21 protein-coding genes and 1 pseudogene are annotated in these 23,391 nt (G+C 64.0%); 7 read left to right on the top strand and 15 right to left on the bottom strand.

What is annotated here, in order from left to right:
- Window positions 1-54 precede the first annotated feature (54 nt).
- From K359_RS52730 to K359_RS0123130, 10 genes are all read right to left on the bottom strand, one after another.
- On the bottom strand, window positions 55-873 hold the full coding sequence (locus K359_RS52730; RefSeq protein ID WP_035976929.1) for a Crp/Fnr family transcriptional regulator: 819 nt from the start codon (window positions 871-873) through the stop codon (window positions 55-57).
- Between the two features lie 35 nt (window positions 874-908).
- Entirely contained in the window at window positions 909-1,343 is a 435-nt protein-coding gene (locus K359_RS0123170) for a hypothetical protein (RefSeq protein WP_029081475.1), read from the bottom strand.
- Window positions 1,344-1,653: 310 nt separating this feature from the next.
- Window positions 1,654-2,397: an NAD(P)H-dependent oxidoreductase gene (locus K359_RS0123165; protein ID WP_029081474.1), complete on the bottom strand. Its 744-nt coding sequence runs from the start codon at window positions 2,395-2,397 to the stop codon at window positions 1,654-1,656.
- A 6-nt stretch (window positions 2,398-2,403) separates the two neighbouring features.
- A complete protein-coding gene (locus K359_RS0123160; RefSeq protein WP_029081473.1) occupies window positions 2,404-3,564 on the bottom strand; it encodes an ABC transporter substrate-binding protein in 1,161 nt (386 codons plus the stop codon).
- Between the two features lie 33 nt (window positions 3,565-3,597).
- Window positions 3,598-4,644 (bottom strand): branched-chain amino acid ABC transporter permease, encoded by a 1,047-nt coding sequence (locus K359_RS0123155; RefSeq protein ID WP_029081472.1) that lies wholly within the window; start codon window positions 4,642-4,644, stop codon window positions 3,598-3,600.
- Window positions 4,644-5,516 carry a branched-chain amino acid ABC transporter permease gene (locus K359_RS0123150; RefSeq protein WP_029081471.1) on the bottom strand — a complete coding sequence of 291 codons (873 nt, stop codon included), beginning with the start codon at window positions 5,514-5,516 and terminating at the stop codon, window positions 4,644-4,646. Before K359_RS0123150 ends, K359_RS0123155 begins: the two co-directional genes overlap by 1 nt.
- On the bottom strand, window positions 5,517-7,451 hold the full coding sequence (locus tag K359_RS0123145; protein WP_029081470.1) for a long-chain fatty acid--CoA ligase: 1,935 nt from the start codon (window positions 7,449-7,451) through the stop codon (window positions 5,517-5,519).
- On the bottom strand, window positions 7,451-8,242 hold the full coding sequence (locus K359_RS0123140) for an ABC transporter ATP-binding protein (RefSeq protein ID WP_029081469.1): 792 nt from the start codon (window positions 8,240-8,242) through the stop codon (window positions 7,451-7,453). The genes K359_RS0123145 and K359_RS0123140 overlap by 1 nt, the downstream gene beginning before the upstream one ends.
- Entirely contained in the window at window positions 8,239-9,093 is an 855-nt protein-coding gene (locus tag K359_RS0123135; protein WP_029081468.1) for an ABC transporter ATP-binding protein, read from the bottom strand. Before K359_RS0123135 ends, K359_RS0123140 begins: the two co-directional genes overlap by 4 nt.
- A gap of 5 nt (window positions 9,094-9,098) precedes the next feature.
- Window positions 9,099-10,409, bottom strand: coding sequence for an NAD(P)/FAD-dependent oxidoreductase (locus K359_RS0123130; protein ID WP_245284698.1), 1,311 nt, complete (start codon window positions 10,407-10,409; stop codon window positions 9,099-9,101).
- A gap of 250 nt (window positions 10,410-10,659) precedes the next feature.
- On the opposite strand from K359_RS0123130, the gene K359_RS0123125 reads away from it, so the two are divergent.
- The 4 genes and pseudogenes from K359_RS0123125 (at window position 10,660) to K359_RS64530 (ending at window position 14,057) form a co-directional block, all read left to right on the top strand.
- Window positions 10,660-11,292 carry a TetR/AcrR family transcriptional regulator gene (locus K359_RS0123125; protein WP_029081466.1) on the top strand — a complete coding sequence of 211 codons (633 nt, stop codon included), beginning with the start codon at window positions 10,660-10,662 and terminating at the stop codon, window positions 11,290-11,292.
- A 162-nt stretch (window positions 11,293-11,454) separates the two neighbouring features.
- The gene (locus K359_RS0123120) at window positions 11,455-11,943 is read left to right on the top strand and encodes a DUF417 family protein (RefSeq protein ID WP_029081465.1); all 489 of its coding nucleotides are present in this window, start codon (window positions 11,455-11,457) and stop codon (window positions 11,941-11,943) included.
- 624 nt (window positions 11,944-12,567) lie between these two features.
- Window positions 12,568-13,611, top strand: a pseudogene (locus K359_RS52725) (serine hydrolase).
- A gap of 131 nt (window positions 13,612-13,742) precedes the next feature.
- A complete protein-coding gene (locus K359_RS64530) occupies window positions 13,743-14,057 on the top strand; it encodes a hypothetical protein (protein ID WP_029081464.1) in 315 nt (104 codons plus the stop codon).
- A gap of 80 nt (window positions 14,058-14,137) precedes the next feature.
- Here the strand turns inward: K359_RS64530 and glgA are convergent, their stop codons facing one another.
- Window positions 14,138-15,604: a glycogen synthase GlgA gene (gene glgA / locus K359_RS0123105; protein WP_029081463.1), complete on the bottom strand. Its 1,467-nt coding sequence runs from the start codon at window positions 15,602-15,604 to the stop codon at window positions 14,138-14,140.
- Window positions 15,601-16,863: a glucose-1-phosphate adenylyltransferase gene (glgC, locus tag K359_RS0123100; RefSeq protein ID WP_029081462.1), complete on the bottom strand. Its 1,263-nt coding sequence runs from the start codon at window positions 16,861-16,863 to the stop codon at window positions 15,601-15,603. Before glgC ends, glgA begins: the two co-directional genes overlap by 4 nt.
- Window positions 16,864-17,134: 271 nt before the next feature.
- Here glgC and K359_RS0123095 point away from each other — a divergent pair, with 271 nt between their 5' ends.
- A complete protein-coding gene (locus K359_RS0123095) occupies window positions 17,135-18,367 on the top strand; it encodes a rhodanese-like domain-containing protein (RefSeq protein ID WP_029081461.1) in 1,233 nt (410 codons plus the stop codon).
- A gap of 157 nt (window positions 18,368-18,524) precedes the next feature.
- On the opposite strand, the gene K359_RS0123090 is transcribed toward K359_RS0123095, so the two are convergent.
- A complete protein-coding gene (locus K359_RS0123090) occupies window positions 18,525-19,529 on the bottom strand; it encodes a hypothetical protein (RefSeq protein ID WP_245284697.1) in 1,005 nt (334 codons plus the stop codon).
- Window positions 19,530-19,722: 193 nt separating this feature from the next.
- On the opposite strand from K359_RS0123090, the gene K359_RS61440 reads away from it, so the two are divergent.
- Entirely contained in the window at window positions 19,723-19,926 is a 204-nt protein-coding gene (locus K359_RS61440; RefSeq protein WP_156928630.1) for a hypothetical protein, read from the top strand.
- 155 nt (window positions 19,927-20,081) lie between these two features.
- Here K359_RS61440 and K359_RS0123080 read toward each other — a convergent pair whose 3' ends face one another.
- A complete protein-coding gene (locus K359_RS0123080) occupies window positions 20,082-21,314 on the bottom strand; it encodes a serine hydrolase (RefSeq protein ID WP_029081459.1) in 1,233 nt (410 codons plus the stop codon).
- A gap of 191 nt (window positions 21,315-21,505) precedes the next feature.
- Window positions 21,506-22,882 (bottom strand): PLP-dependent aminotransferase family protein, encoded by a 1,377-nt coding sequence (locus tag K359_RS0123075; protein ID WP_029081458.1) that lies wholly within the window; start codon window positions 22,880-22,882, stop codon window positions 21,506-21,508.
- A gap of 81 nt (window positions 22,883-22,963) precedes the next feature.
- On the opposite strand from K359_RS0123075, the gene K359_RS52720 reads away from it, so the two are divergent.
- Complete coding sequence (locus tag K359_RS52720; RefSeq protein ID WP_051346307.1) at window positions 22,964-23,383, top strand: DUF983 domain-containing protein; 420 nt, start codon at window positions 22,964-22,966, stop codon at window positions 23,381-23,383.
- Window positions 23,384-23,391 lie beyond the last annotated feature (8 nt).

The raw sequence follows: 23,391 nt of genomic DNA, 5'->3' as shown, positions 1-23,391 counted from the left end.
TGCGCGCACGGCCGTGTGACGCGCTCTCCTTGCGAAGCGTGGATAGCACGAGTCTCAAGGCACATCGCTGGCAGCCGTTACCTGCGGTCCGGCATTTTGTTGTACTACGGCTTTTTCGAGCCGCTCGATATTTTCCAGCAGTCGCCGGCTGGTCAGGATGAGGAAATAATAGCCGAATTGCGGATTTTGAAAGTAAAGTTCCAGCAGCCTGTCATAGGTGATGGTGAGAACTTGTCCGTCGTCTATGCATTCGACCGTCCCGGTCCGTCGGTTATTGGGCGTAAGGAAGCCAAGTTCTCCCATGAGACGTCCCGGCGGCAGCTCGACGTTGATCTCCTTGACCAGAAACCTCCCCGTGACGGTGAGGAACATTTCGGTCGCCGCATCCCCCTTCTTGAATAATCTGTCGCCTCGCCGGTATTTGCGTTCGGTCATGAACGGTTTGAGCCATTCCATCGACATGTCACCCTGCGCCGCGTCACGTGCCTTCTTGACGAGCCTGAGCATTTGACGGAGGCGAACGGCATTGATCGGCACCATCAGCAGATACAGGAGAAAAGTGCCGACGTTTCCGGAGAGCGCGCCGAAGGTCGCGAAGAATGAACAGCCTGCCATATTCGCGATGCGCAGCGGCACCATCGTCTGCATCAGCAAGGTAGCGACAAAGAAGATGGCGCCGACCAGTGCAAACATATTGGCAAGCGTTATGTTGGCCAGCACAATTTCGAGCAGCCGATTGAATAGCGCATCATAGGTGATGTTGTTGGGATCGAGACCCAGTTGAACCAAGATCTTTGCGACCCTGAGATTGTCCGCGGCCGTATCGAGCAGGCGGTTCAGGATTGTCGAAAGATCTGCGCTGTTGAGCTCCATTGGATCATCTCTTTGCGAAGCTGATGTTAGATTTCTCAAGTCGCCAGAAACGTGTAGGCGGCGATCAGGGCCACCATGGCTGCGAAAATCAGCAGGGCCGGTACGGATATCCGGGCGGCTGGCCTTTCGGAAGCGCCGGCGGCCAGCCGAGCCGCCGGAGGCCTACGCGGTCTCTGGGACTGCACGGTGTCGTTATCCCCGGATTTGGCGGGGGCATCCAGTTCTGGCGCCGCGCCACAGCCCCCCATCTCGCCATAATAACTGGCGTAGACTTCTTGAAGTGCCACTACTTTCGACTCGGCCTCGCTCATCCGCTCGAGCCTGGCTCGATAGCTGAGCAAGAACCCCTGCGCATTTGGCGGCAAGTCATCGAAACTGCCGAGCTTGGCCATCATAAGCCAGGTGGCAAAATCCACCTCGGCTTTGGAGCGGGCTTTTCGAGCGATCCGGGTGCCCGAGCGTGAGGCCATGACTATCTGACCGATTTGCAATGCAAAATCAAAATCGCGGGCATTGAGGGCGTTCGTTGGTCCGTCTGGGTGTGCGGGTTATCCAAGCGGACGTCAAGCACCTCGCGTCGACTTGCTTCCTGCCTGAGCTCAGGTCAACGCTCCCGACGCCTAATACTTTCCTATAATATTCCCGTAACACCCGTCTCGAAAGCACATATGTGACGCACCGTCAGCCAGCGGGCCCTCTCTTGATGGCTGCAATATGCTGCTGTTGGGTGGAAAGAGGAGGTCGCAGCGCTTTTGCGCGTCGCAGAATCGGGATACGCGCTTAGCTGGCAGGCTTGCCCTGACCGACCGCCTTCGCCATCACGCCCGGCTTGAGGCGCCAATTCGGGCCAAAGTCCTGCAGCGGATGGAAGAACAGCGGCTCGGTGGCCTCGAGCTGCCGCAGCCGCGCGGCGTAGTCATCGAGATAGCGGTGCCGCGTCGCCTCGTCGACGAAGTTCACCGAATACGACACAAAGGGCGGCAGCACCTTGCAGCCGGCATAGGCCAGGGTGCCGTTCTGGATCGGCCATAGCACCACATCGAGTGCGCCGACCAGTCCGTCGGGCGCGCACATGCCGGGATAGGCGGCGGTCGAGGTCACGACCATGGCGCGGCGGCCGGCCAGGCCGCCGGTGTCGTAGCGGCGGCCCGCGCCATAGATCGCGCCGTTGACGAACACGCGGTCGATCCAGCCCTTCATGATGGCGGGGACGGAGAACCACCAGAGCGGAAACTGCAGGATCAGGAGGTCGCACCACAGCAGCTTCTCGATCTCGGCCGTGATGTCGCCGCTGAGTGACTCCTGTTGCAGGTTGTATTTCTGCTCGCGGTCATATTGCAGCCGGTCGGGAAACCGCCGTTCACCAAAATCGTCGGCGGTTGCCACCGGGTTGAACCGCATGGCGTAAAGATCGGAGATCCTGACCGTGTGCCCGAGCGCGGTCAGTTCGGAGACTGACCGCGCCAGCAGCGCGGCGTTGAAGGACTGCGCTTCCTGATGGGCAAAGACGATCAGGACCTTCATCGCGGCCTAGTCCACCGGCTTGAAGCTGAGCGTCGCCGCGTCGGCCTGCATGATCTGCAGCTTCTGGTTGGAGAAGCGGATGCCGGGGCCAAAGCTGATCGGCGCCATCACGCCGGTCTCGACATTCTTGGTCTTCTCCAGCTCGGAGATGGTGCAGGCCCAGGTCAGCTGCTTGCCGCAGCGCTCGATCGCGGCGATCAGGACTTTCGCGGCGGCATAGCCGGTCATGGTGTAACGGTTGATGCCCTTGAACTCGGCTTCCGACACCAGCGGCTTGGCCTTCTCCAGGAACGCCTTGCCGGCGGTGCCCGCGAACGGCTCGACATAGTCGACCGCGTAGATGCCGTCGCCCGCCGGGCCCATCAGCTTCAGCACCGGTTCGATGCGGCCGGGCCAGAAGATGCCGGTCACCGGCTTGATGCTGAGCTTCTCCAGCTCCTTCATCATCGCGATGTTCTCGGCGATGATGCCGCCGGCCAGAAACACCTCGGCACCGGAATCCTTCAGCTGCAGCATGTCGGACGAGAAGTCCTGCTGACCCTTCTTGTAATTGCCGCTGTAGACTACGTTCAGCTTCTTGGCCTTGACCACGGAATCGAAGCCGTCCCGCACGGTGATGCCGTAATCGTCGTCCTGGGTGATCAGGCCCCATTTCTTGCCGGCATTCTTGTCGGCGAGGAAGTTGACGAGGTGGACGATGCCTTCCTCGTAGGACTGGCCGACCACGAACACGTTCTTGCGCGGCGGCTCCCATAAGAATTTCACCGGCGCGACGTCGATCACGGTCGGGATGCCGGATTTCTCCAGCACCGGCATCACCGCGATCGACTGGCCCGAGCCTGAGATGCCGATCATCGCGAACACCTTGTCGACATCGATCACCTTCTTGACGCCCTGGATGGTGCGCGCGGTGACGTAGCCGTCGTCCTCCAGCACATATTTGATCTTGCGGCCGTTGATGCCGCCGGCGGCGTTGGCCTCGGCGATCGCGATCTTGTGGCCGATCGAGGCGGCGACACCGAGCAGCGCCGGCGGGCCGGTCAAGGGCTCGACGTCGCCGATCAGGATCTCGGTGTCGGTGATGCCGGGGTCCGCGGCGCGGGCCGGGCCGATGGCAAGACACGCCGTGGAAAGCAGCAGCGCAGCCGCCGCCAGATGTTTGATCATTGTCTCCTCCTCAGGTGTTGCGTCTTTTTTTGATTAGTAGCGCAGCGGCCAGTGCACCCAGGTCCGCCTGATGTCGTGCCAGGCGCCGACCAGCCCGCGGGGCTGGAAGCGCAGGAACAGGATGATGACGAGGCCGTAGAGCATGCTCTTCAGCTCCTGCGCGCCGGTCGTGAAGCTCGCGTCCAACTGTGCGCTGAACAGGCTAAAGACGAGCCTTGTCGCCTCCGGCAGCAGCACGATCAGGATGGTGCCGAGCACCGCGCCGAGCGCGGAGCCGAGCCCGCCGACGATCAGGATCGCCAGCGCCTCGATCGAGAGCAGGAACGGAAAGCCCTCGACGCTGACGAAGGAGAGATAAATGCCGTAGAGCGCGCCGGCGATGCCGGTGATGAAGGCCGAGGTGACGAAGGCGAACAGCTTGTAGGCATGCAGATTGATGCCCATGACGCGGGCCGCGGTGTCGTTGTCGCGGATCGCGACGAAGGCGCGGCCGACCCGGCTGCGGCGGATGTTGAGGGTCGCGAGCAGAGTCAGAACGGCGATGCCGAGGCAGAGATAGGTAAAGGCCGCATCGCTGTCGAAGCTGATGCCGAAGATTTCCGGCCGCTGCACCTGGATGCCGCGGGCGCCGTTGGTGAGCCAGCGCATCTCCAGGATCACGGTGTTGATGATGAAGGAGAAGGCGAGCGTGGTGATCGCGAGATAGAGCCCCTTGAGCCGCAGCGACGGCGCGCCGACGATCAGGCTGGCCAGCGCCGGCACCACGCCAGCCCCGAGGAAGCCGACCAGCGGCGGCATGTGGTACCTCGAGACCAGCACCGCATAGGCATAGGCGCCGGTGACCAGGAACCCGACATGGCCGAGCGAGATCAGGCCGGTATAGCCGGTCAGGATGTTGAGGCCGAGCGCGCCGGTCACTGTGATCAGGATGATCATCAGGAACGACAGCGCGTAGGAGTTCAGCAGATGAGGGGCCGCGATCAACGCTAGCAGCAGCACCGCCGACCACAGCCAGACCGGCGGGGAATCGATCAGCGCGACCAGTTCGCCATAGCTCTGCTTGTAGTCGCCGGTGCGCATCACACCCTCTCGATGTCCCGTTCGCCGAAGATGCCGAACGGGCGGACCATCAGTACAACGATGATCATGGCAAAGCCCGCGACCTCCTTCATGCCGGAGCCGACATAACCGCCGGCGAGGTTTTCGGTGATCCCGATCAGCAGGCCGCCGAGGCCGGAGCCGAGCACGGCGTCGAGGCCGCCGAGGATGGTGGCCGGAAACGCCTTCAGCCCGAGCTGGAACATCGCCGGCGAGAGGTCATAGGACAGCGCGAAGAACACGCCGCCGATCCCGGCGATCACTGAGGACGCGGCCCAGGCCAGCGCATGCACGCGGGTCGCGCTGATGCCCATCAACAGCGCGGTGCGGTCGTCGGCCGCGACCGCACGCATCGCGACGCCGACCTTGCTGTAGCGGAAGAACGCCCAGATCGCGGCCAGCAGCAAAAGTAGCGTCGCGATGACGGCAAGCTGGCCGGTGCGCACGCCGATGCCGCCGAGATGCACGATGCCGCGGCCCATGCCGATATCGAGCCCGTGCGGATAGGCGTCCCAGATGAAGTTGATTGCCGAGCGCAGGATCACCGCGAGCCCGATCGTCACCATCACGGTCGCGAATACCGGCTCGCCCAGCATCGGCCGCATCACGAAGCGCTCGATGATGAGGCCGAGCAGGATCGCGGCGAAGATTGCTCCCAATGCGACGACGAACACATTGCCGCTGACCGTGGTCGAGATGGTCCAGGCGATATAGGCTGTGATCATGGTCATCTCGCCCTGCGCGAAATTGACCAGCCCGGTCGACTTGTAGATCACCGCAAAGCCCATCGCGATCAGGCCGTAGATCGCACCGATCGCGAGCCCCGAGATCAGGAGCTGGATGAGATACTGCATTCAGCCCTCCGCCCGGTAGATGATGGCGAGCTCCCGCGCGAACTTCTTTTCGATCATGGCGCGGCGCACCTTCTGCGTGGCGGTCAATTCGCCGTCGTCGTGGTCGAGTTCTTTCTCGAGGATGGCGAAGCGCCTGATGTTCTCGACCCGGGCGAAGCGCTTGTTGGTCTCGCCAACGATACGCTCGACCAGTTCGTTGACCTCCGGAAGCTGCGACAGCGACTTGTAGTTGGTGTAGGCCAGCGCCCGGTCGCGGGCCCAGCGGCCGACATTGTCGTAGTCGACCTGGACGATGGCGCCGAGATACTTCTTGGCTTCGCCGACCACGATCGCTTCCTTGATGAATTCGGAATCCTTCAGCGCGTTCTCGATCTCGGACGGCGTGATGTTCTTGCCGCCGGCGGTGATGATGATCGCCTTCTTGCGGTCGACCACGGCGATCTCGCCATTGTCGAGGACGTCAATGATGTCACCGGTGCGTAGCCAGCCGCCCGTCTCCAGCGAAGCCGTCGAGGCCTTCTCGTCGAGGAAGTAGCCCTTGAAGACGCCGGGGTTGCGCAACAGGATCTCGCCGTCGCTGTCGAGTTTCCATTCGGTCTGCGGCAGCGGCACGCCGCAGCCGCCGATCCGGTGATGGCTTGCGGTCTGGATGAAGGCGACGCCGCCGCTTTCGGTCAGGCCATAGCCCTGTGACACCGGCCGGCCGATGATGTCGAAGAAGCGCAGCGTCTCCGGCGAGATCGAGGCGCCGGCGCAGAGCCGATGACGACTGGTCGCGAAGCCGAGATGGCGCTGTAGATTGCGGAACATCAGGAGATAGAGCAGGCCGTAGGCGGCGCGATCGAGCCAGTTGTCCTTCCCGGCCTGCCGGCGATCCGACAGCGTGCGACCCCAGGCGAGGCAGGCCTTGGTAAAGCCCTGCCGCAGCCGGCCGCTCTCGCCGAGCCGGAACAGGAAGCCCTGCTGCAGTTTCTCGTAGATGCGGGGCACGCCGACGAAGAAGGTCGGCGCGATTTCGCGGATGTTGATCGCGACCGTGTCGATCGATTCGGCGAACGAGACGGTGCCGCCGAGCACCAGATGCGTCACCGTGCCGTAGCAGCGCTCGGCGACGTGGCACAGCGGCAGGTAGCTCACCGCCTCGAACGGCTTGTCGGCGATGCCGACGGCTTTGGCATAGGCATAGGCGGCGTAGACCAGATTGCGGTGGGTCAGCATCGCGCCCTTGGGCGGGCCGGTCGTGCCCGAGGTGTAGACGAGGATGCAGACATCGTCGGGCGCGCTTTGGCTGATCAAACGATCGAGCGTGGCGTCTGCCTCCGGGTTTACCTCGGCGTAGGCTTTGCCGCGCTCGCAGAGTGCAGCGAACGACATCAGTTCCGATTGCCGGTAATGCCGCAGGCCCTTCATGTCGATGCAGACAATGGCCTCGAGATCCGGCAGGCCGCCATTGTTGGCCATCGCGCCGAGCACCTTGTCGGTCTGTTCCTGATCGCCGGTGACGACGATCCGGGCGCCCGAATGCTTGACGATGTATTGCAGTTCGACCCAGGGATTGGTCGGATAGATGCCGACCGCGACGGCGCCGATCATCTGGATGCCGAGATCGGCGTAAAACCATTCCGGTGTGTTTTCTCCGGCGATGGCAACGCGGTCGCCGGGCTTGATGCCGAGCGAGAGCAGGCCGAGTGCGACCGCGCGCGCGGTCTCGTAATAGTGCCGCCAGGAATAGGGAGTCCAGATGCCGTAGTCCTTCTCGCGCAGCGCCAGCGCCTCGCCATGCATGGCGGCGCGCTGCCGCAGCAATTGCGGGATGGTGATGGAAGCATTCTCAAGCACGGCCTGGAACGTATCGGCGTTCGTTGCCGGCGGGTTGCGCGGCGTGCTCGCCTGCAGCGGCGGGTGAGCGGTGCGGAGGCTGTCCATCGTCGACATCACGCGCCCACCTTCATCGCCTCAGTACGCTGGCCGCCAAGATAGGCCTCCGCGACGGCGGGATCGCGCCTGACCTCGTCGGGCGTGCCTTCGGCGATCTTGCGGCCGAAATTCAGCACATGGACACGGTCGGAGATGTCCATCACGATGCGCATCTCATGCTCGATCATCACGACGGTGATGCCGAGCTCGTCGCGGATGTCGAGCACGAAGCGCGCGATGTCCTCGGTCTCCTCCTGGTTCATGCCGGAGACCATCTCGTCGAGCAGCAGCAGTTTCGGCTCGCAGGCGAGCGCGCGGGCAAGCTCGACGCGCTTCTGCTGGCCGTAGGACAGCGTGCCGACCACCGCGTCCCTGATATGCTCGATCTCGAGGAATTCGATGATGTGCTCGACCCGCTGCCGCGCCGCGATCTCCTCCTTGCGGGTGCGGCCGAAGAACACCACGGCATCGAGCACGGTCGAGCGCAGATGGGTGTGGCGGCCGGTCAGGATGTTCTCGACCACAGTGCCGTGCTTGAACAGCGCCAGATTCTGGAAGGTGCGGCCGATGCCGACGGCCGCGAATTTCCAGGGAGAAATGGTCGCAAGGTCAATGCCGTCGAAGGTGATACGGCCGTCGCTCGGCCGCAGCACGCCCGAGATCATGTTGAACAGCGTGGTCTTGCCGGCGCCGTTCGGGCCGATCACGCTGCAAATCTCGCCCGAGCTGACTTGAAGGCTGACATCGGTGACCGCCTGCAGGCCACCGAAGCGTTTTGACAGGTTCTCGATCGCAAGCAGCACGGTCACGACAGCCACCGCTTGCGGCGCTTGTAGTGCTTGACGTCGCGCAGGCTCTTGCGGCCGGCGGAGGAGACGCCGAGGTAGAACTCCTGGACGTCCTCGTTGGCGCTGAGCTTTTTTGCCGTACCGTCGAGCACGACGCGGCCGGTCTCCAGGATGTAGCCGTAGTCGGCAATATCGAGCGCCCGCTGCGCGTTCTGCTCGACCAGCAACACCGTCATCTTCAGCTCGTCGCGCAGCCGAACGATCACCTCATAGATGCGGTCGATGATCAAGGGCGCGAGGCCGAGCGACGGCTCGTCGAGCGCCAGCAGCACGGGATCGGTCATCAAGGCGCGGCCGATTGCGAGCATCTGCTGCTCGCCGCCGGACATGTAGCCCGCGATCTGGTCGCGCCGCTCATGCAGCCGCGGGAACAGCGCAAACACCTTGTCGCGCCGCTCGCGTGCCTCGGCGCCGGTCCTGGTATAGCCGCCCATCTGCAGGTTCTCGTCGATGGTCAGCGCCGCGAACACGCGGCGGCCCTCCGGCACCTGCACGATGCCGCGGCGGACCAGCTCGTCCGGCGCAAGATGATGCACCTCGTCGCCCCGGAAGCGGATGCTGCCGTTCTCGATCACGCCTTCCTCGGTGTAGAGGATGCCGGACATCGCCTTCAGCAGCGTCGACTTGCCGGCGCCGTTGGAGCCGAGCAGGGCGACGATGTTGCCCTCGGGCACCGCGATCGAGACGTCGCGGATCGCCTCGATCGCGTTGTCGTAGACGATGCGGATGTTGCGGAATTCGAGCAGGCCGTCCCGCGCCGGCGCAGTGAGCGGCGCTGCTTGCGGCGTCGGATGCGGGATGGTCGTCGGCATCTTGCTCAGACCCGGGCGGCCGCGAGATGCGGCCGTGCGGCGAGGATCGCATCGGTGACGATCTTGGCGGTCTCGGCGCAAGCCTGGGTGCCGCCATTGCCATATTGCTTCACCGCGTCGCCGACGCACCACAGGCCTTCGATGCCGGTCTCGCGCGGCAGGTCGTAACCGGCGCAGCTGCGTTGCGCCGGCCAGTCGTCGCGCATCACGCGGATCGACAGGATTTTCGCCTGGTCGAAATTCGCGAACTGCTCGCGAAGATCCTCGAGCGCCAGCGCGACCTCGGCATCGGAATCGAAATCGCCGAGCGCCGGCACCGGCACGGCATAGGCGACATAGAGGTGCCAGCCGGGTGGCGCCAGTTCCGGACAGGTCGCGGAAAGGTTCGCCATGTTGCAGAGCCGGCGCGTCTTGCCGAAGGTGACGATGCCGGGATGGTTGATCAGCGGCTCGCGGCTCGCGACATTGATGACGATGTTGGCAGCCGGGCGAAGGTCGTTCTTCACCTTGGCGATATAATCCGCTGGGAACGCCTCCTTGCCGGCCAGTGAGACGGTGGCCTTCGGGCCGGCGTTGCTGATGACGAGATCGGTGTCGATCCGTACCTTCTCGCCGTTCCTGAGCACAGTGACGCCATCGACCTTGCCATTGGATGTGTGGATCGACGTCGCGGGCGTGCCGAGCCAGATGTCGCCATTGCGCCTGATGGCGGTGCCGAGGCTGTTCCAGACGCCGATCGTGCCTTGCGGGCAGAAGCCGAACTTCTTGAAGGCGCCCTTGCTGGTGAAATAGGTCAGGAAGGCGCGGGCCGGCAGCTCGGCCGCGTTGCAGGCGAAGATCGCCGCGCAGAGGTTGCGGAACAGCGCGTGCACCGTGGCGTTGCTGGTGTAGCCCTTCAGCCAGTCCTCGGTCGATTGCCGTCCGTCGGGCAGATTGCCGGAGCGGGCATCGGCGAATTTCTCCAGGATGCGCGAAGCCTGTTTGGTCAGTTGACCGAGCAGTAGCGACCAGCCGCCGCGGCCGACGTCGATCACCTTGCCGTCGATGAAGAACGAACTCGCGGGCTCCGGCGCGCGGATGTCGAGCGGCGCGCCGACGGTGTGGAAGGTTTCCTCGAACACGCCGCCGAACTCGATCGCGATCGCGCCGATATTGACCTTGAAGCCGTCGATCTCCTCGGTCGAGGCCCGTCCGCCGAGCCGGTCTTTGTCGTCGACGACGAGCGTATGCAGCCCGCCATGGGCGAGCCGCGCCGCGGCGCACAGCCCGCCGGCACCGGCACCGATCACGACAGCATCGACCTTCTGAGAATCCACGCGCAACCTCCCTCGATGCCGCCGGGTTGGTCCCGGCGTGCGCAATCTGCTTGCTTGATGACGGGCACGATAATATAATCCGACCGGTCGTTCAAATTATTTTTTGACGCAGGTCGCCGATGCCGCGAGCGATGGAAGAGTTCTGGTGGATGGCGCCCGCAAGGGGGAGGAGCGCGCGGGGCGGCGGTAGTATAGAGAGACGGCGGCCGCCCGATTCCGGCGGTGCCGATGGTGCACGAGAGAGACTGTAATGGCGCGGACGCGCTCGGAAAATTACGACGAGATCCAGCAGCGCATCCTCACCACCGCCTGCGGCCTGTTCGCGCGGCAGGGCTATATGCGTGCCTCGATCGCGGACCTTGCCGATGCCTGCAAGCTGTCGCGCGGCGCGCTGTACCATTATTTCGACTCGAAGGAAGCGATCCTGTTCGCGATCCTCGATGCGCATATCCGCGAGATGATCGCCGATGTCGAGGCCGCGATGGCCGACAAGACCGCGACGCTGGAGCAGTTCCGCGCCGCGATCCAGGCCATCGTGGCGCTCAACGCGCGCTCGAGCGACGAGCAGCGCGTGATCCTCAACGACCTCTCGTTCCTCGGCGAGACCGAGCAAGATGCGATCAAGGCGCTGGAGCGCCAGCTAGTCGATACGGTCTCGGATCTTCTGGTCAAGCTCGACAAGGAAGGCAAGATCGTCAAGCGGACCAAGAAGATCTACAGCATGATGCTGTTCGGCATCCTGAACTTCAGCCACACCTGGTACGACCCGAAGGGCGGGATCGATCCTGGGGAATTCGCCGACATGGTGGTGGATCTGTTCCTGTACGGTTTCACCATGCCGGTGCCGGCGAAAGACGCGCGGCCGCTGCGGCAGCGCGCCTGAGTTTGTCGCGGCTGGCGACGATCTTCATCACCTCATCTGCACATCATTGTGAAGGCGCGACCCTATCCCAAGCGTAACGCGCGCACGCCGCGCTGCGTAGTCAGCCACGAACGCCGCAACAGCGGCCGATGATGGCATCGCACCGAGGGAAGAAACATCCGCATGAATTTGTCGTTCAACATCGCCGAGCAAGGCGAGGGGTCTTATCGTCCGCTCGCGATCCTGCGCTGGGTCATGGTTGTGATCTTCGTGTCGTTCGGCATGCAGAAGTTCACGCTGCAATCCGCCCAGGGCATCGTGCAGTTCATCAGCAACAGCCCGTTCATTTCGTGGCTATCGGTGTTTGGCCTCCGGGGCGAGGCCTATGTGCTTGGCGTGGCCGAATTCGGCATCGCCGTGCTGCTTGCCGCCGGTGCGTTCAACCCGCTCCTGTCCGCGATCGGTTCGCTGATGGGCGTCATCACCTTCGCCATCACGTGGTCGTTCTTCTTCACGACGCCCGGGGTGGTCAAATGGAGCCTGTCGACCGACCCGATGGCCTGGAACCTGGCCGGCGAGTTCCTGTTCAAGGACATTGTGCTGCTCTGCGTCTGCCTCGTGCTGCTGTTGGCGTCGTTGCCGCGGTCGATCGTCCGATCGCGCGCCGCATAGTCTCGCACCGCGCGATCAATGGTTAAGCCATGCTTAATCAGGCAGCGCGCGCATCCGGCATCTGGAACCGGACAATTCGCCGCAGGCCGCCATGTCTTGTCACTCGAATCCAATAGGCCTATGCAACCGTTGATTGACGAACTTAAGAAACGGTTCCCGGTTGGGAGCGGAATGTGACGAAGTCAGACATATCGACGGTCGGCCCGGCACGTGCTGGTTCCATCTTCCTGTCCAAGCACGCTCCCGACATTTTCAAACGTCCCTCGTTTTTTTTCGATTGCAGTTCCCGCACCGTGGCTGGAGTGGGAGGGCGGTCGCGAGCGCGGTTCCCGGCACTGATCGCCGGGACTGCAATCGGGCCGCCCCTTCCCCGCCCGCCGGGGCAGGGCACAACACGCGCAATCGTGAATTCGGACGCACAGGTTCCATCGCTTAAGATCGCGATGTCGCCATCTCTCGATGGCTGAACAGGTCCGCCCGCGGGTCGAACCGCAACATCGTCCCGATTTTGTTCTTCATGAGACGTCTTCGTTCCTTATGAGACCATCGCTCTCCGTCCGGATCGCGGCCGTCCTGTTTGCCGTCGCTGCTGGCTTGCTTGCGGTGGCACGCGCGGATTCGGACATGGATGCGCAGATCAGGGATATCGTCACGACCGAGCTTGCGCCGACCGCGACCGCGACCGATCCGGGCGGCCTCGCCGCGGCGGTCTATGCCGGCGGCCAGATCACCTTCTTCAACTACGGTTTCGCTGACGCGGCGGCGAGGCGGCCGGTCACCCCCGACACGCTGTTCAACCTCGCCTCGCTGCGCAAGCTGTTCGAGGCGACGCTGGTCGCGCTCGGCACCAAGCGCGGCGAATTGCGGCTGGACGATCCGGTTGCGAAGTATCTGCCCGAGCTCAACGGCGACTACATCAGCCGCGTCACGATCGGCGAACTCGTCGCTCACACGTCTGGCCTGCTGCTGCCGACCGACCACCCGCCATGGCCGAATGAAACTTTCAGCCGCGATTAGTTCATCGCGATGCTCAATGCATGGACGCCACCGGCAGGGGAGCAGCCCGGCGAGCAGCGGATCTACAGCCATGCCGGCTATGTGCTGCTGCAGCTGGTTCTGGAGCAGCGCTATCGCATGCCGATCGCGACGTTGATCGAGAGCCGCATCCTCAAGCCGCTCGGCATGACATCGACCTTCGTTCCGGATCGCAGCCAAGACAGCCGCGCGTCGATGGCGCTCGCGATCATGCAGCGCATGGTGCAGGGTTACGCCCATAACGGCACGCCGATCGGTCCGCCGGGCAACCAGCAGAGCTATTACGACTTTCCGGGCACCGGCCAGATGTTCTCCTCCGCGCGCGATCTCGGCATCCTGCTGCGCGCCTGTCTCGACAACGCGGTGATCGATCCCGAACTGCGCGCGGCATTGCAGATGACCGAGCGCGAGAGCTTTCGCGTCGATGCGAAGTTCGGGCAGGCGATGGCGTGGGAGCATGTGCGGCTCGATGACGTCACCGTCATCGACAAGCCGGGCGGGCTCAACAATGCCTCGGCCTATGTCGGCCTGGTGCCCGCGCGCCGGCTCGGCATCGTGCTGCTCGCCAATCGCGGCGACTATCCGCACGAGATCGCGCGCTACAAAATCCTTTCGGCACTCGCGCGATTGTAATCGCGTTGCGTAGCAATCCGGTGACACGGCTCGCGCAGCCGCGGCAGAGGATGCATGCGAAATTGTGATGGCGCGGCATCCTGATCGGCTGTATAAGCCAGTAGCTTCTTCTCCATTTTGAAGAGGCTGATATGACCGAACTGCATCCTGATCTGCACAATTGGCTTTCGCAGCAGCCGCACGGCCTGCGAACCTTCAGGACCTTCCAGCAAAAACTTGAAACCTTGAGCAAGGACGACCCGGAGCAACGCGGCGTTTGCCGGCTGCTGAGCGGTCTCGTCGGCAATTACGTCGAAACCTTCGACGAGGAACCGCTGCCGGTGGCGGTCGCCGACCGCGCCTATGGCCGGCTGCTCGACCTCGTCGCAAGCCTTGATCTCAAGGGAAATTCCGACCGGCGGCTGGCCGACATCAACCGCATCGCGGCGTGCGATCTGCTGAACTGATCGGGCCTTGTCTTGAGCATGATCTCCGCGCAAACGCTCCGCGTTTGTCGCGAGGGAAAACCGCTTCACACTTTTCCGGATCATGTTCTAGCGCCGCGCCGCGCCGCGGCGAGCTCGCGATAGAGCGCAGCATAGCGGCCAGCACGATTGTGCCAGGAGACGTCGGTGGCCATGCCGGCCTGCTGCAGCCGGCGCCAGGTCACCTTGTCGTTGAACAAGAGGTTTGCCTTGCGCAAGCCGCGCGCGAGCGCGTCCGAGGTGAGGGGCGCGAACTTGACGCCGGTCGCCGCTTCGCCGGTGACCGTGGCTTCGTCGAAGTCGAGCACTGTGTCGGCGAGGCCGCCGACATTGGCGACAACAGGCACGGCGCCGTAGCGCAGCGCGCACAGCTGGGTAAGGCCGCATGGCTCGAAGCGCGACGGCACCGCGAGCGCATCGGCGCCGGCCTGGATCAGATGCGCCAGCGTCTCGTCATAGCCGATCACGACTCCGATCCGCCCGGGATTGTCCTGCGCCAGCGCCGCGTAGCGATCCTGCAGATCGCGATCGCCGCTGCCGAGCAGCGCGAGCTGGATGCCTTCACCGAGCAGTGTCGGGATGTTCTCGAGCAGCAGGTCGAGGCCCTTCTGCCAGGACAACCGGCTGATGACGCCGAGCAGCATCGCATCCGGCGCCGGATCAAGGCCGAACCGCTGCTGCAGCGCCGCCTTGTTGGCCGCGCGCGCTGCCGGCTGCCCGGCGCTGTAACGCGCAACGATGGCCGGATCGGTGGCCGGATTCCACACCGTGATGTCGATGCCGTTGAGGATGCCGCTCAGCACGTCGGCGCGTTCGCGCAACAGGCCGCCGAGCCCCATGCCGCCTTCGTCGCTCTGGATCTCCTGCGCGTAGGTCGGCGACACCGTGGTGATGCGGTCGGCGAATTGCAGGCCAGCCTTCAGCAGGCTGATGGTGCCGTAATATTCGACGCCGTGCAGCGCATAGGCCTCGCCCGGCAGGCCGAACGTCGTCAGCATGTCCGGCGAGAACTGTCCCTGATAGGCGAGGTTGTGCACGGTCATCACCGTGCCCGGCCGCGGTCGTCCGCCATAGTGCAGATAGGCCGGCGCGAGGCCCGCCTGCCAGTCATGGGCATGCACGATGTCGGGCACGAAGGTCTCGATTGCTCCCTGGCCGATCTCGGCCGCCATGCGCGACAGCGCCGCAAAGCGGATACCGTTGTCGGGCCAGTCGCGTCCGTCGGGACCGACATAGGGATTGCCCGGGCGGGCATAGAGATGCGGCGCGTCGAGCGCGAGGAGATCGAGGCCGTCATGCATACCACCGAGCACGCGGACCGGCCCGCCATAAAATTCCGGCCAGTGCAGCAGCGTCTCTGCCGAGGCCAGCGCTTTCAGCATATCGGGATAGCCAGGCACCAGCGTCCGCGTTGTGACGCCGTGCTCGTTGAGCGCCGCCGGCAGCGCGCCGACCACGTCGGCGAGGCCGCCGGTCTTAACGATCGGGTAGACTTCCGAGGCGACCGCGAGGACGCGGATGGGTGTCATGTCCCGAGCCTGTCGATCATCGACTGGGTGATCAAGGTGACGCCCTGTTCGGTGGTGCGGAAGCGCTTGCCGTCGAACTCGGGATCCTCGCCGACCACGAGCCCCTCCGGAATCCGCACCCCGCGATCGATCACGACGTTCTTCAGCTGTGCGCCACGGCCGACATTCACATAGGGCATGATCACCGCGTTCTCGATATTGGCGTAGGAATTGACGTGGACGCCGGTGAACAGCAGCGAGCGGCGCAGCGCCGCGCCGGAGATGATGCAGGCGCCCGAGACCAGCGAGGTCACTGCCTGGCCGCGCCGTCCGTCCTCGTCATGGACGAATTTCGCTGGCGGCGTGATCTCGGCATAGGTCCAGATCGGCCATGCGCGATCGTAGAGGTCAAGCTCCGGCACCACGTCGGTGAGATCGATGTTGGCGGCCCAATAGGCGTCGACGGTGCCGGCGTCCCGCCAATAGGCGCGAGGATCGTCGCCGGAGCGGACGCAGGAATCGTTGTACTGATGCGCGATCGCGCGGCCGTGTTTCACGATGTAGGGGATGATGTCCTTGCCGAAATCGTGCGACGAGTTCGGGTCGGCGGCATCGCGGCGCAATTCGTCGAACAGGAATTCCGAATTGAACACATAGATGCCCATGCTGGCGAGCGACTTGTCTGGTTTGCCCGGCATCGGCGGCGGATCGGCCGGCTTCTCCAGGAAGGACTGGATCAGGCCGTTCTCGTCGATGTGCATGATACCGAAGCCGCTGGATTCCGCCCGCGGCATTTCCAGGCAGCCGACGGTGACGTCGGCGCCGCTCTCGACATGCTGCTTCAGCATGATCTCATAGTCCATCTTGTAGACGTGGTCGCCGGCCAGCACCAGGATGTACTTGGTGCCGTGCGCCTCGATGATGTCGATGTTCTGATAGACCGCATCCGCTGTGCCGACATACCACATCGTCTCCGAGACGCGCTGGCTTGCGGGCAGGATATCGAAGCTCTCGTTTCGTTCCGGGCGGAAGAAGTTCCAGCCGCCTTGCAGATGCCGGATCAGGCTGTGCGCCTTGTACTGGGTCGCCACCGCGATGCGGCGGATGCCGGAATTCACCGCATTGGAAAGCGCGAAATCGATGATGCGGGACTTGCCGCCGAAATAGACCGCCGGCTTGGCACGGCGGTCAGTGAGCTCCAGCAATCTGCTGCCGCGTCCGCCGGCCAGCACGAAGGCGAGGGCGTGACGCGACAATGGTTCATTTCCGACGGATCTCATGGTCATCCTCCCAGAACTTCAGGCCGCCAAGGCTTCAGACTGTCAAGGCTTCAGGCGCGGCCCCGCTGCCTTCTCTTGTCCGGAAGGCCTGCCAACGGGGCCGATGGGGAACGTAGCAAGGCGCCCCGGTTGAGCAAAGCGGGATGGCCGGTTTTCGTTCCGTGGATTTCAGCTCCCGGGCAGCGGGGTTGCGACTTGGTTAAGCCTATTGACGACGCGTGAATTCGGCCTAGAGCAGGCCTGCCGATTTTCCTGCCCAGGCCAGCATTCCATGACCCTTGCTTCCGTCACGCCCCAGACCATCCGCACAACATTGCTGCTGCGCCAGGAGATCGCGCTGCTCGACGTCAGGCATGAGGCGCAGTTCGCCACCGGCCATCCGCTGTTCGCCGCCAACATGGCGGCCGGCCGGATCGCGCTCGAAGCCGAGCTGCGATTGCCGCGCAAGGATGTGCCGATCATTCTCTACGATGACGGCGAGGGGCTGGTCGCCACCGCGGCCGACCGGTTGCGGGCGCTCGGCTACAGCAACGTCGCTGCGCTCGCGGGTGGCCTCGAGGCCTGGAAGGCGGCCGGCTACGAGATGTTCGAGGACGTCAATTCCTACGCCAAGGCGTTCGGCGAGCTGGTCGAGTCGCGCAGGCATACGCCCTCGCTGAGTGCCGACGAGGTCGCCGCGCTGATATCTGACAAGGCCAACATCGCGATCCTCGACGTCCGCCGCTTCGACGAATATGCCACCATGAACATCCCGGGCTCGGTCAGCGTGCCCGGTGCCGAGCTGGTGCTGCGCGCCGGTGGCGCGGCGCCCGATCCCGACACCACCATCATCGTCAACTGCGCCGGCCGCACCCGCTCGATCATCGGGACGCAGTCGTTGATCAATGCCGGGCTGCCCAACAAGGTGCGGGCGCTGCGCAACGGAACGATCGGCTGGACGCTCTCCAGGTACGATCTCGAGCACGGCGCCGGCACGCGCGGCGATATCGGGCCGTTCGAGGGTGCCGCCGACAACGCGCGTGACGTTGCCTACCGCGCCGGTGTCCGCCACATCGGCATGAGTGAACTTGCCGCGTTGGAGCAGGACGCACAGCGCACGCTTTATCGCTTCGACGTGCGCGACGCCGAGGAATACGCGGCGGGTCACCTGGCCGGCTTCCGCCATTATGCCGGCGGCCAGCTGGTGCAGGAGATCGATATGGCGGCTCCCGTGCGCGGCGCGCGCATCGTGCTGAGCGACGACAGGAGCATCCGCGCAGACATGACGGCGTCCTGGCTCGCGCAGATGGGCTGGGAGGTTTACGCGCACGAAGGCGGCTATGACGGCCCGCTGGAAAAGGGACCGCCGCGCGTCGTGCCAAGGCCCGATCCTGCGCACCGCTACCGTCGTCCCTATGAAGGCACCGACGTCGCGGAGCAGGCGATGCAGGCCTATCTCGATTGGGAATACGGCCTGGTCGAGCAGCTGCGCCGCGACGGCACGCACGGGTTTTATGTGATCTAGCGCATGGTGTGAGAGAGTTTCCGTCATGCCCGGGCTTGGCCCGGGCATCTAGGTCTTGGCTTCCGCACAAGAAAGACGTGGATGGCCGGGCGCAGGCGAGCGGAAGCGACGCCGTTCTTCGAACGGCTATGCCCGGCCATGACGAGTCTTGTGGCCACTACGGCAGCGCGACCGGCGTCAGCGTGAACGGGCCGGGGTCCTTCCCCTTGTTGTCGCCGATGATGTAGGACAGCTTGCCTTCGGCGATCCAGCCAGTGCCGCCGATCGCGGTCACCGAAACTGGCTCGGCGAGGCCGTCCTTGATGGTGTCGATCTCGGCCTGGTCGCCCTTGACAGTGACCTTGTCGAGCTTGCCGTTGCCTTCGATCAGCAGCAGGCCGCCGCCATGGGCACGCAGCGCGTCGGCATGGTCGAGCGGCCGCGACGGCTTCAGCTCGGTCACCGCGCCGGCCTTGCCGTCCTTCATCTCGATCTTGAACAGCTTTGCCGGAATGAAGGTCGTGACATAGAGGTTGCCGTCGGCGCCGATCGCGATGCCGTCGAGCCCGACGCCGTCCTTGGCCGGCGCGAGCTGCGGGTCGGTGGCGAAGGTCGCGAGCGCCGTGCCGCTCGGCTTCAGGCTGTAGACGATCGGCGTGAAGGAATCGCTGACATAGGCGGTGCCGTCGGCGCCGACCACGATGTCGTTGCAAAGCGATTTCGGATCGCTTAGGGCAAAGCTGCCCTTCGGCGCACCGCTCTTGAGATCGAAGGTTTTTAGCCAGGCGCCCTTGGTCTCGCTGGGACCTGCGACACCGAAGCCAGAGATGTCGTTGGAGCAGACATAGAGCGTTCCACTTTTCTCGTCGGCGAGCACGCCGAGCGTCGAGCGGCTGTCGCCGGCACCGGGCTTGACCAGCTGCTCGGCCTTGCCGCCCGCGATCTTCGTCACACCGCCCTGATTGAAGCTGCCGACGTAAAGCGTGCCGTCGGAGGTCGAGGTCACGCTCTCCGGGAAACTCTTGTCGGGCACGCCGACCGGAGCCGTTTCGGCGCGGGCTGCGCCGGCCGCGCCGAGGGCGAGGATGATGGCCGTCGCGCTGAGCAGCGATGCGCGGCGGATATTGAGCGAGTCTCCCTTCGCGCGCGGGCATGCCGCTTCGCCATTGTTCTTTATCATCATCGCGTTTCCTCAATGAGCCTGGTTGGACCAGGCAGGAGTTCTTTAGGCGATCGTCTCCGGTCGATGCTTATTGGTTGCAGGGTTCCCGACCGGATTTGTTCACCCGCCTGCCTTGTCGCTTTCGATATATACGATAGTATATAGCGCAAGGGAAGCTGCGGAGAGGGAAGCCGCGATGGCGGGAGGGCGCGTCATGGAACGAGAGTTCGCAGCGCAGCACCGGTGCTTGTGTTGCGACGGCGTCATCGACGGTCTCGCCGACGATGCGGTGATCGGATTCGATGCACGGATCGGCCTGTTCACCGATGAGTGTGCGTTCGTCTGCGACGAATGCACCGCGAGCCTGATCGCGGCCGCAGCAGGGCGCAGGCAGGAGGAGGTTCGGCGGAAGTCGTAAGGCGAGATAATTCCATCCCGTCATTGCGAGCCACCGGGTCGCGCGAACGCGCGCCCGATGACGGGCTCCACGAAGCAATCCATCTATCCGCGAGCGTGTGGATAGATGGATTGCTTCGTCGTTTCACACCTCGCAATGACCGAGGAACCGCGTACTCAGTCCGCAGCGAACGCGTCGTAGACCAGTTTCCGGAACGCCGGTGTGATGCGCTGGCGTTCGTTCTGGGTCTGCTCGAGCATGATGTAGATCATGTCGAGTTTCGGATCGACGCCGAAATAGGTGCCGCTGCCGCTGTCCCATTTCAATTCGCCGATCGAGCCCGGCGGCGGCGGCTTGGCAATGCCGGGATCGGTGCGCACTGCGATGCCGTAGCCATAGCCGAAGCCGTCGCCGGGGAAATACCAGTAATCGCGGCCGACGCCGGAGCCCGGCCCGATATGGTCCGTCGTCATGGTCTTGAAGGCTGTGGGGCTCAGATAGCGCCTGCCGTCGAGCTCACCGCCGTTGAGCAGCATTTGAGCGAAACGTGCATAGTCGAGAATGGTCGAGACCAGGCCGCCGCCGCCGGACTCCCACTCCGGGTGCGCGCGCCGATCGCGCTCGCCGTCGATCAGGATCGTATCCGTCGGCAGCGGCTCGGCGAGCCGCGTCCGTTCGGTCTCCGCATCGAGCACGTATCTGGTGTCGTTCATCTTCATTGGATCGAAGATGCGCTCCTTCTCGAATTGATAGTGCGTCTTGCCCGAGACGATCTCGATGACGCGGCCGAGCACGTCGGTGGAATGGCCATAGCGCCACAGCGTGCCAGGCTGCCGCGACAGCGGCAGCTTGGCCAGCCGCGCGGCGAACTCCTTGTTGTCGAATTGCCCGTCGAACAGATGTCCTTCGTGGTAGATTTTCTGGATCCAGTCGGCGCCGATATATTCGTAGGTGATGCCCGAAGTGTGCCGCATCAGATCCTCGATGGTGACCGGGCGGATCGGCGGCACTAGCTCCACCTTGGCCGGATCGTTTCCGCCATCGGGTTCGATCGCGACCTTCACGTCGGCGAACGCCGGGATGTATTTCGACAATGGGTCCTGCGGCGACAATTTGCCTTCGTCGACCAGCATCATCGCGGCGGTGTTGGTGATCGGCTTGGTCATCGAATGCAGCGCAAACATCGTATCCGGCCGCATCGGCGATTTGGTCGTGACGTCGCGATAGTCGAAGGCTTTCAGATAGACCTGCTTGCCGTGCTGCTGGATCAGGATGACGGCGCCGGGAATTTTTCCGGTCGCAACTTCGTTGTTGAAGAATGCGGTGATGCGTTCGAGCTTCTCCGGCGACGGGGCAGGGGCATCGGCGGCGCGCGCCGCGCCTGATGTGACAAGCGCAAGACAGCCCATTGCAAGACACAAATTCGCGGTCACTGCCTTCCGAAGCGTCCGCACGTCAATGTGGACTGCCCGATCATACCCGCATGACATTGAAAAAGCCTGCCCCTGCCTGATGCCTTGAACGCCGGCGTTTTGGCACGAGCGCTCCCGCGCATCATAATCATTTTCGGGCGAGTTTATTCCCTGACGATGATCGAAATTTACACAATTTGCGTGGCGCCGACTGGCGTGCGCACCGCATTCGACAGCACCTGCAGCGCCTGGCTCAGTTCGGCGCGGTTGCGCGCGGCGCCGAGCGACACGCGCAGGCCGCGCGGCGCCGCATTGCCCACCGCAAAGGCATCTTCGCCGACCACGGCGAGGCCGTTGCGCATCAGATGCGACAGCAGGTCGGTGCCGTCGAAATGCTTTGAGAGCGGTATCCAGAGATGATGGCTCGCCGGCCGCGCCGCATAGGCGACGCCCTTAAGGAAGCGGCCGGCAAGCTGCTGGCGCGCCGCTGCCTCGTTGCGGATGGCGCGGATGACCTCGGTGGCGACGCCGGAGCGCAGCCATTGCGTGACCAGCGCGACCATCAGCGATGGCGGCATCTGCATGGTGGCCTGCATGCTGGCGCGCATGCGCTGTTCGGCGGCGGCGTCGGGCGCGACGAGATAGGCGACGCGCAATGCGGGCGCGATGCATTTCGCGATGCTGGCGGCAAGGTAGGTGCGCTCCGGAATTAGCGTAGCGATCGGCGCCACTTGCGGTTCGAGCGGGCCGTAGACGTCGTCCTCGATCAGGACGCAGCCGCGCTTGCTGATGATGTCGGCGATCGCCTTGCGCCTGATAGCGCTCATCGTCGCCGTGGTCGGGTTCTGCTGCGTCGGCACCAGATAGACCGCCTTCGGTCTGTGCTTGCGGCAGGCGTCGTCGAGTGCGTCGGGCCTCGCGCCTTCGTTGTCCATCGCGACGCCGACCAGGCGGACATCGAGCCGCGCCGCCGCGGCCTTGATGCCGGGAAACGTCAACGCCTCGGTCAGCACGATGTCCCCGGGCGACGTCAGCGCCAGCAAGGCGTTGAAGATGATCGCCTGCGATCCCGGATAGATCACGATGCGGTCGACCGATGCGCTCGGTACGCGCGGCTGCAACCACGCGGCGCCGGCGTCGCGCTCCTCAGTCGTGCCGCCGGGACGCGCATAGCCGAGATAGGCGGAAAACCCGGCCTCGGAGCGGATGGTCGCAAGTCCCTGTGCGATGCGCAGGTCGAGATTGGCCTCGACCGGTTGCGGCGGCAGGTTCATCGACAGGTCGATGTTGACGGGCGCGGGCAGGTCGGACGCCGCACGCGCGGTCGTCTCCGAGACGAAGGTGCCCTGGCCGACGCGGGCGTCGAGCAGTCCGCGTCGCCGTGCCTCGCCATAGGCGCGCGTCACCGTGGTGAGATCGATGTCGAGCGCGGTCGCCAGCGCGCGGTGGGTCGGCAGCCGCTGGCCGCGCACCAGCCGGCCGCTGGCGATATCGGCGGCGAGCGCATCGACGATGCGCAGGAACATCGGGCCGTGCCATTCCGAAACTGTAGGGATCCAATCCATGCAATCTGGCGCTTTGTCTTTGATTGTATGCCTTCGAATACATATTGTATGGATCATCAGATCAGGTCAAGGACAACGACAATGACCGAGACGGTTTCCCTGCCAAAGGCGATGTGGCGCGGCTTCACCATGAAGTGCCCGAACTGCGGGCGCGGCCATCTGTTCGGCCGCTTCCTCAAGGTGGCGGATCATTGCGAGGTGTGTGGCGAGGATTTCACCCCGCAGCGCGCGGATGATTTCCCGGCCTATCTCGTGATCGTCGTGGTCGGCCACGTCGTGGTGCCGGCGCTGCTGTGGCTGGAGATGAACTACGCGCCGCCGGCCTGGCTGCAGCTCGCAATCTGGCTGCCGTTCACGCTGTTCAGCGCACTCGGGCTGCTGCAGCCGACCAAGGGTGCGATCGTCGGTTTGCAATGGCAGCTCGGAATGGAAGGGTTTGCGACGTCGCGGCGGCGAGTGGATACCAGCCGACAATTGCTCGACTTGCACCGACAGGTTTGAGTCTGCAA

Origin of the sequence: Bradyrhizobium sp. th-b2, assembly GCF_000426785.1 — a bacterium.
Classification (GTDB): Bacteria; Pseudomonadota; Alphaproteobacteria; order Rhizobiales; family Xanthobacteraceae; genus Bradyrhizobium; species Bradyrhizobium septentrionale.
Note: the sequence above shows the minus strand (reverse complement) of the source record. Positions and strands in the feature narration are given on the sequence as shown.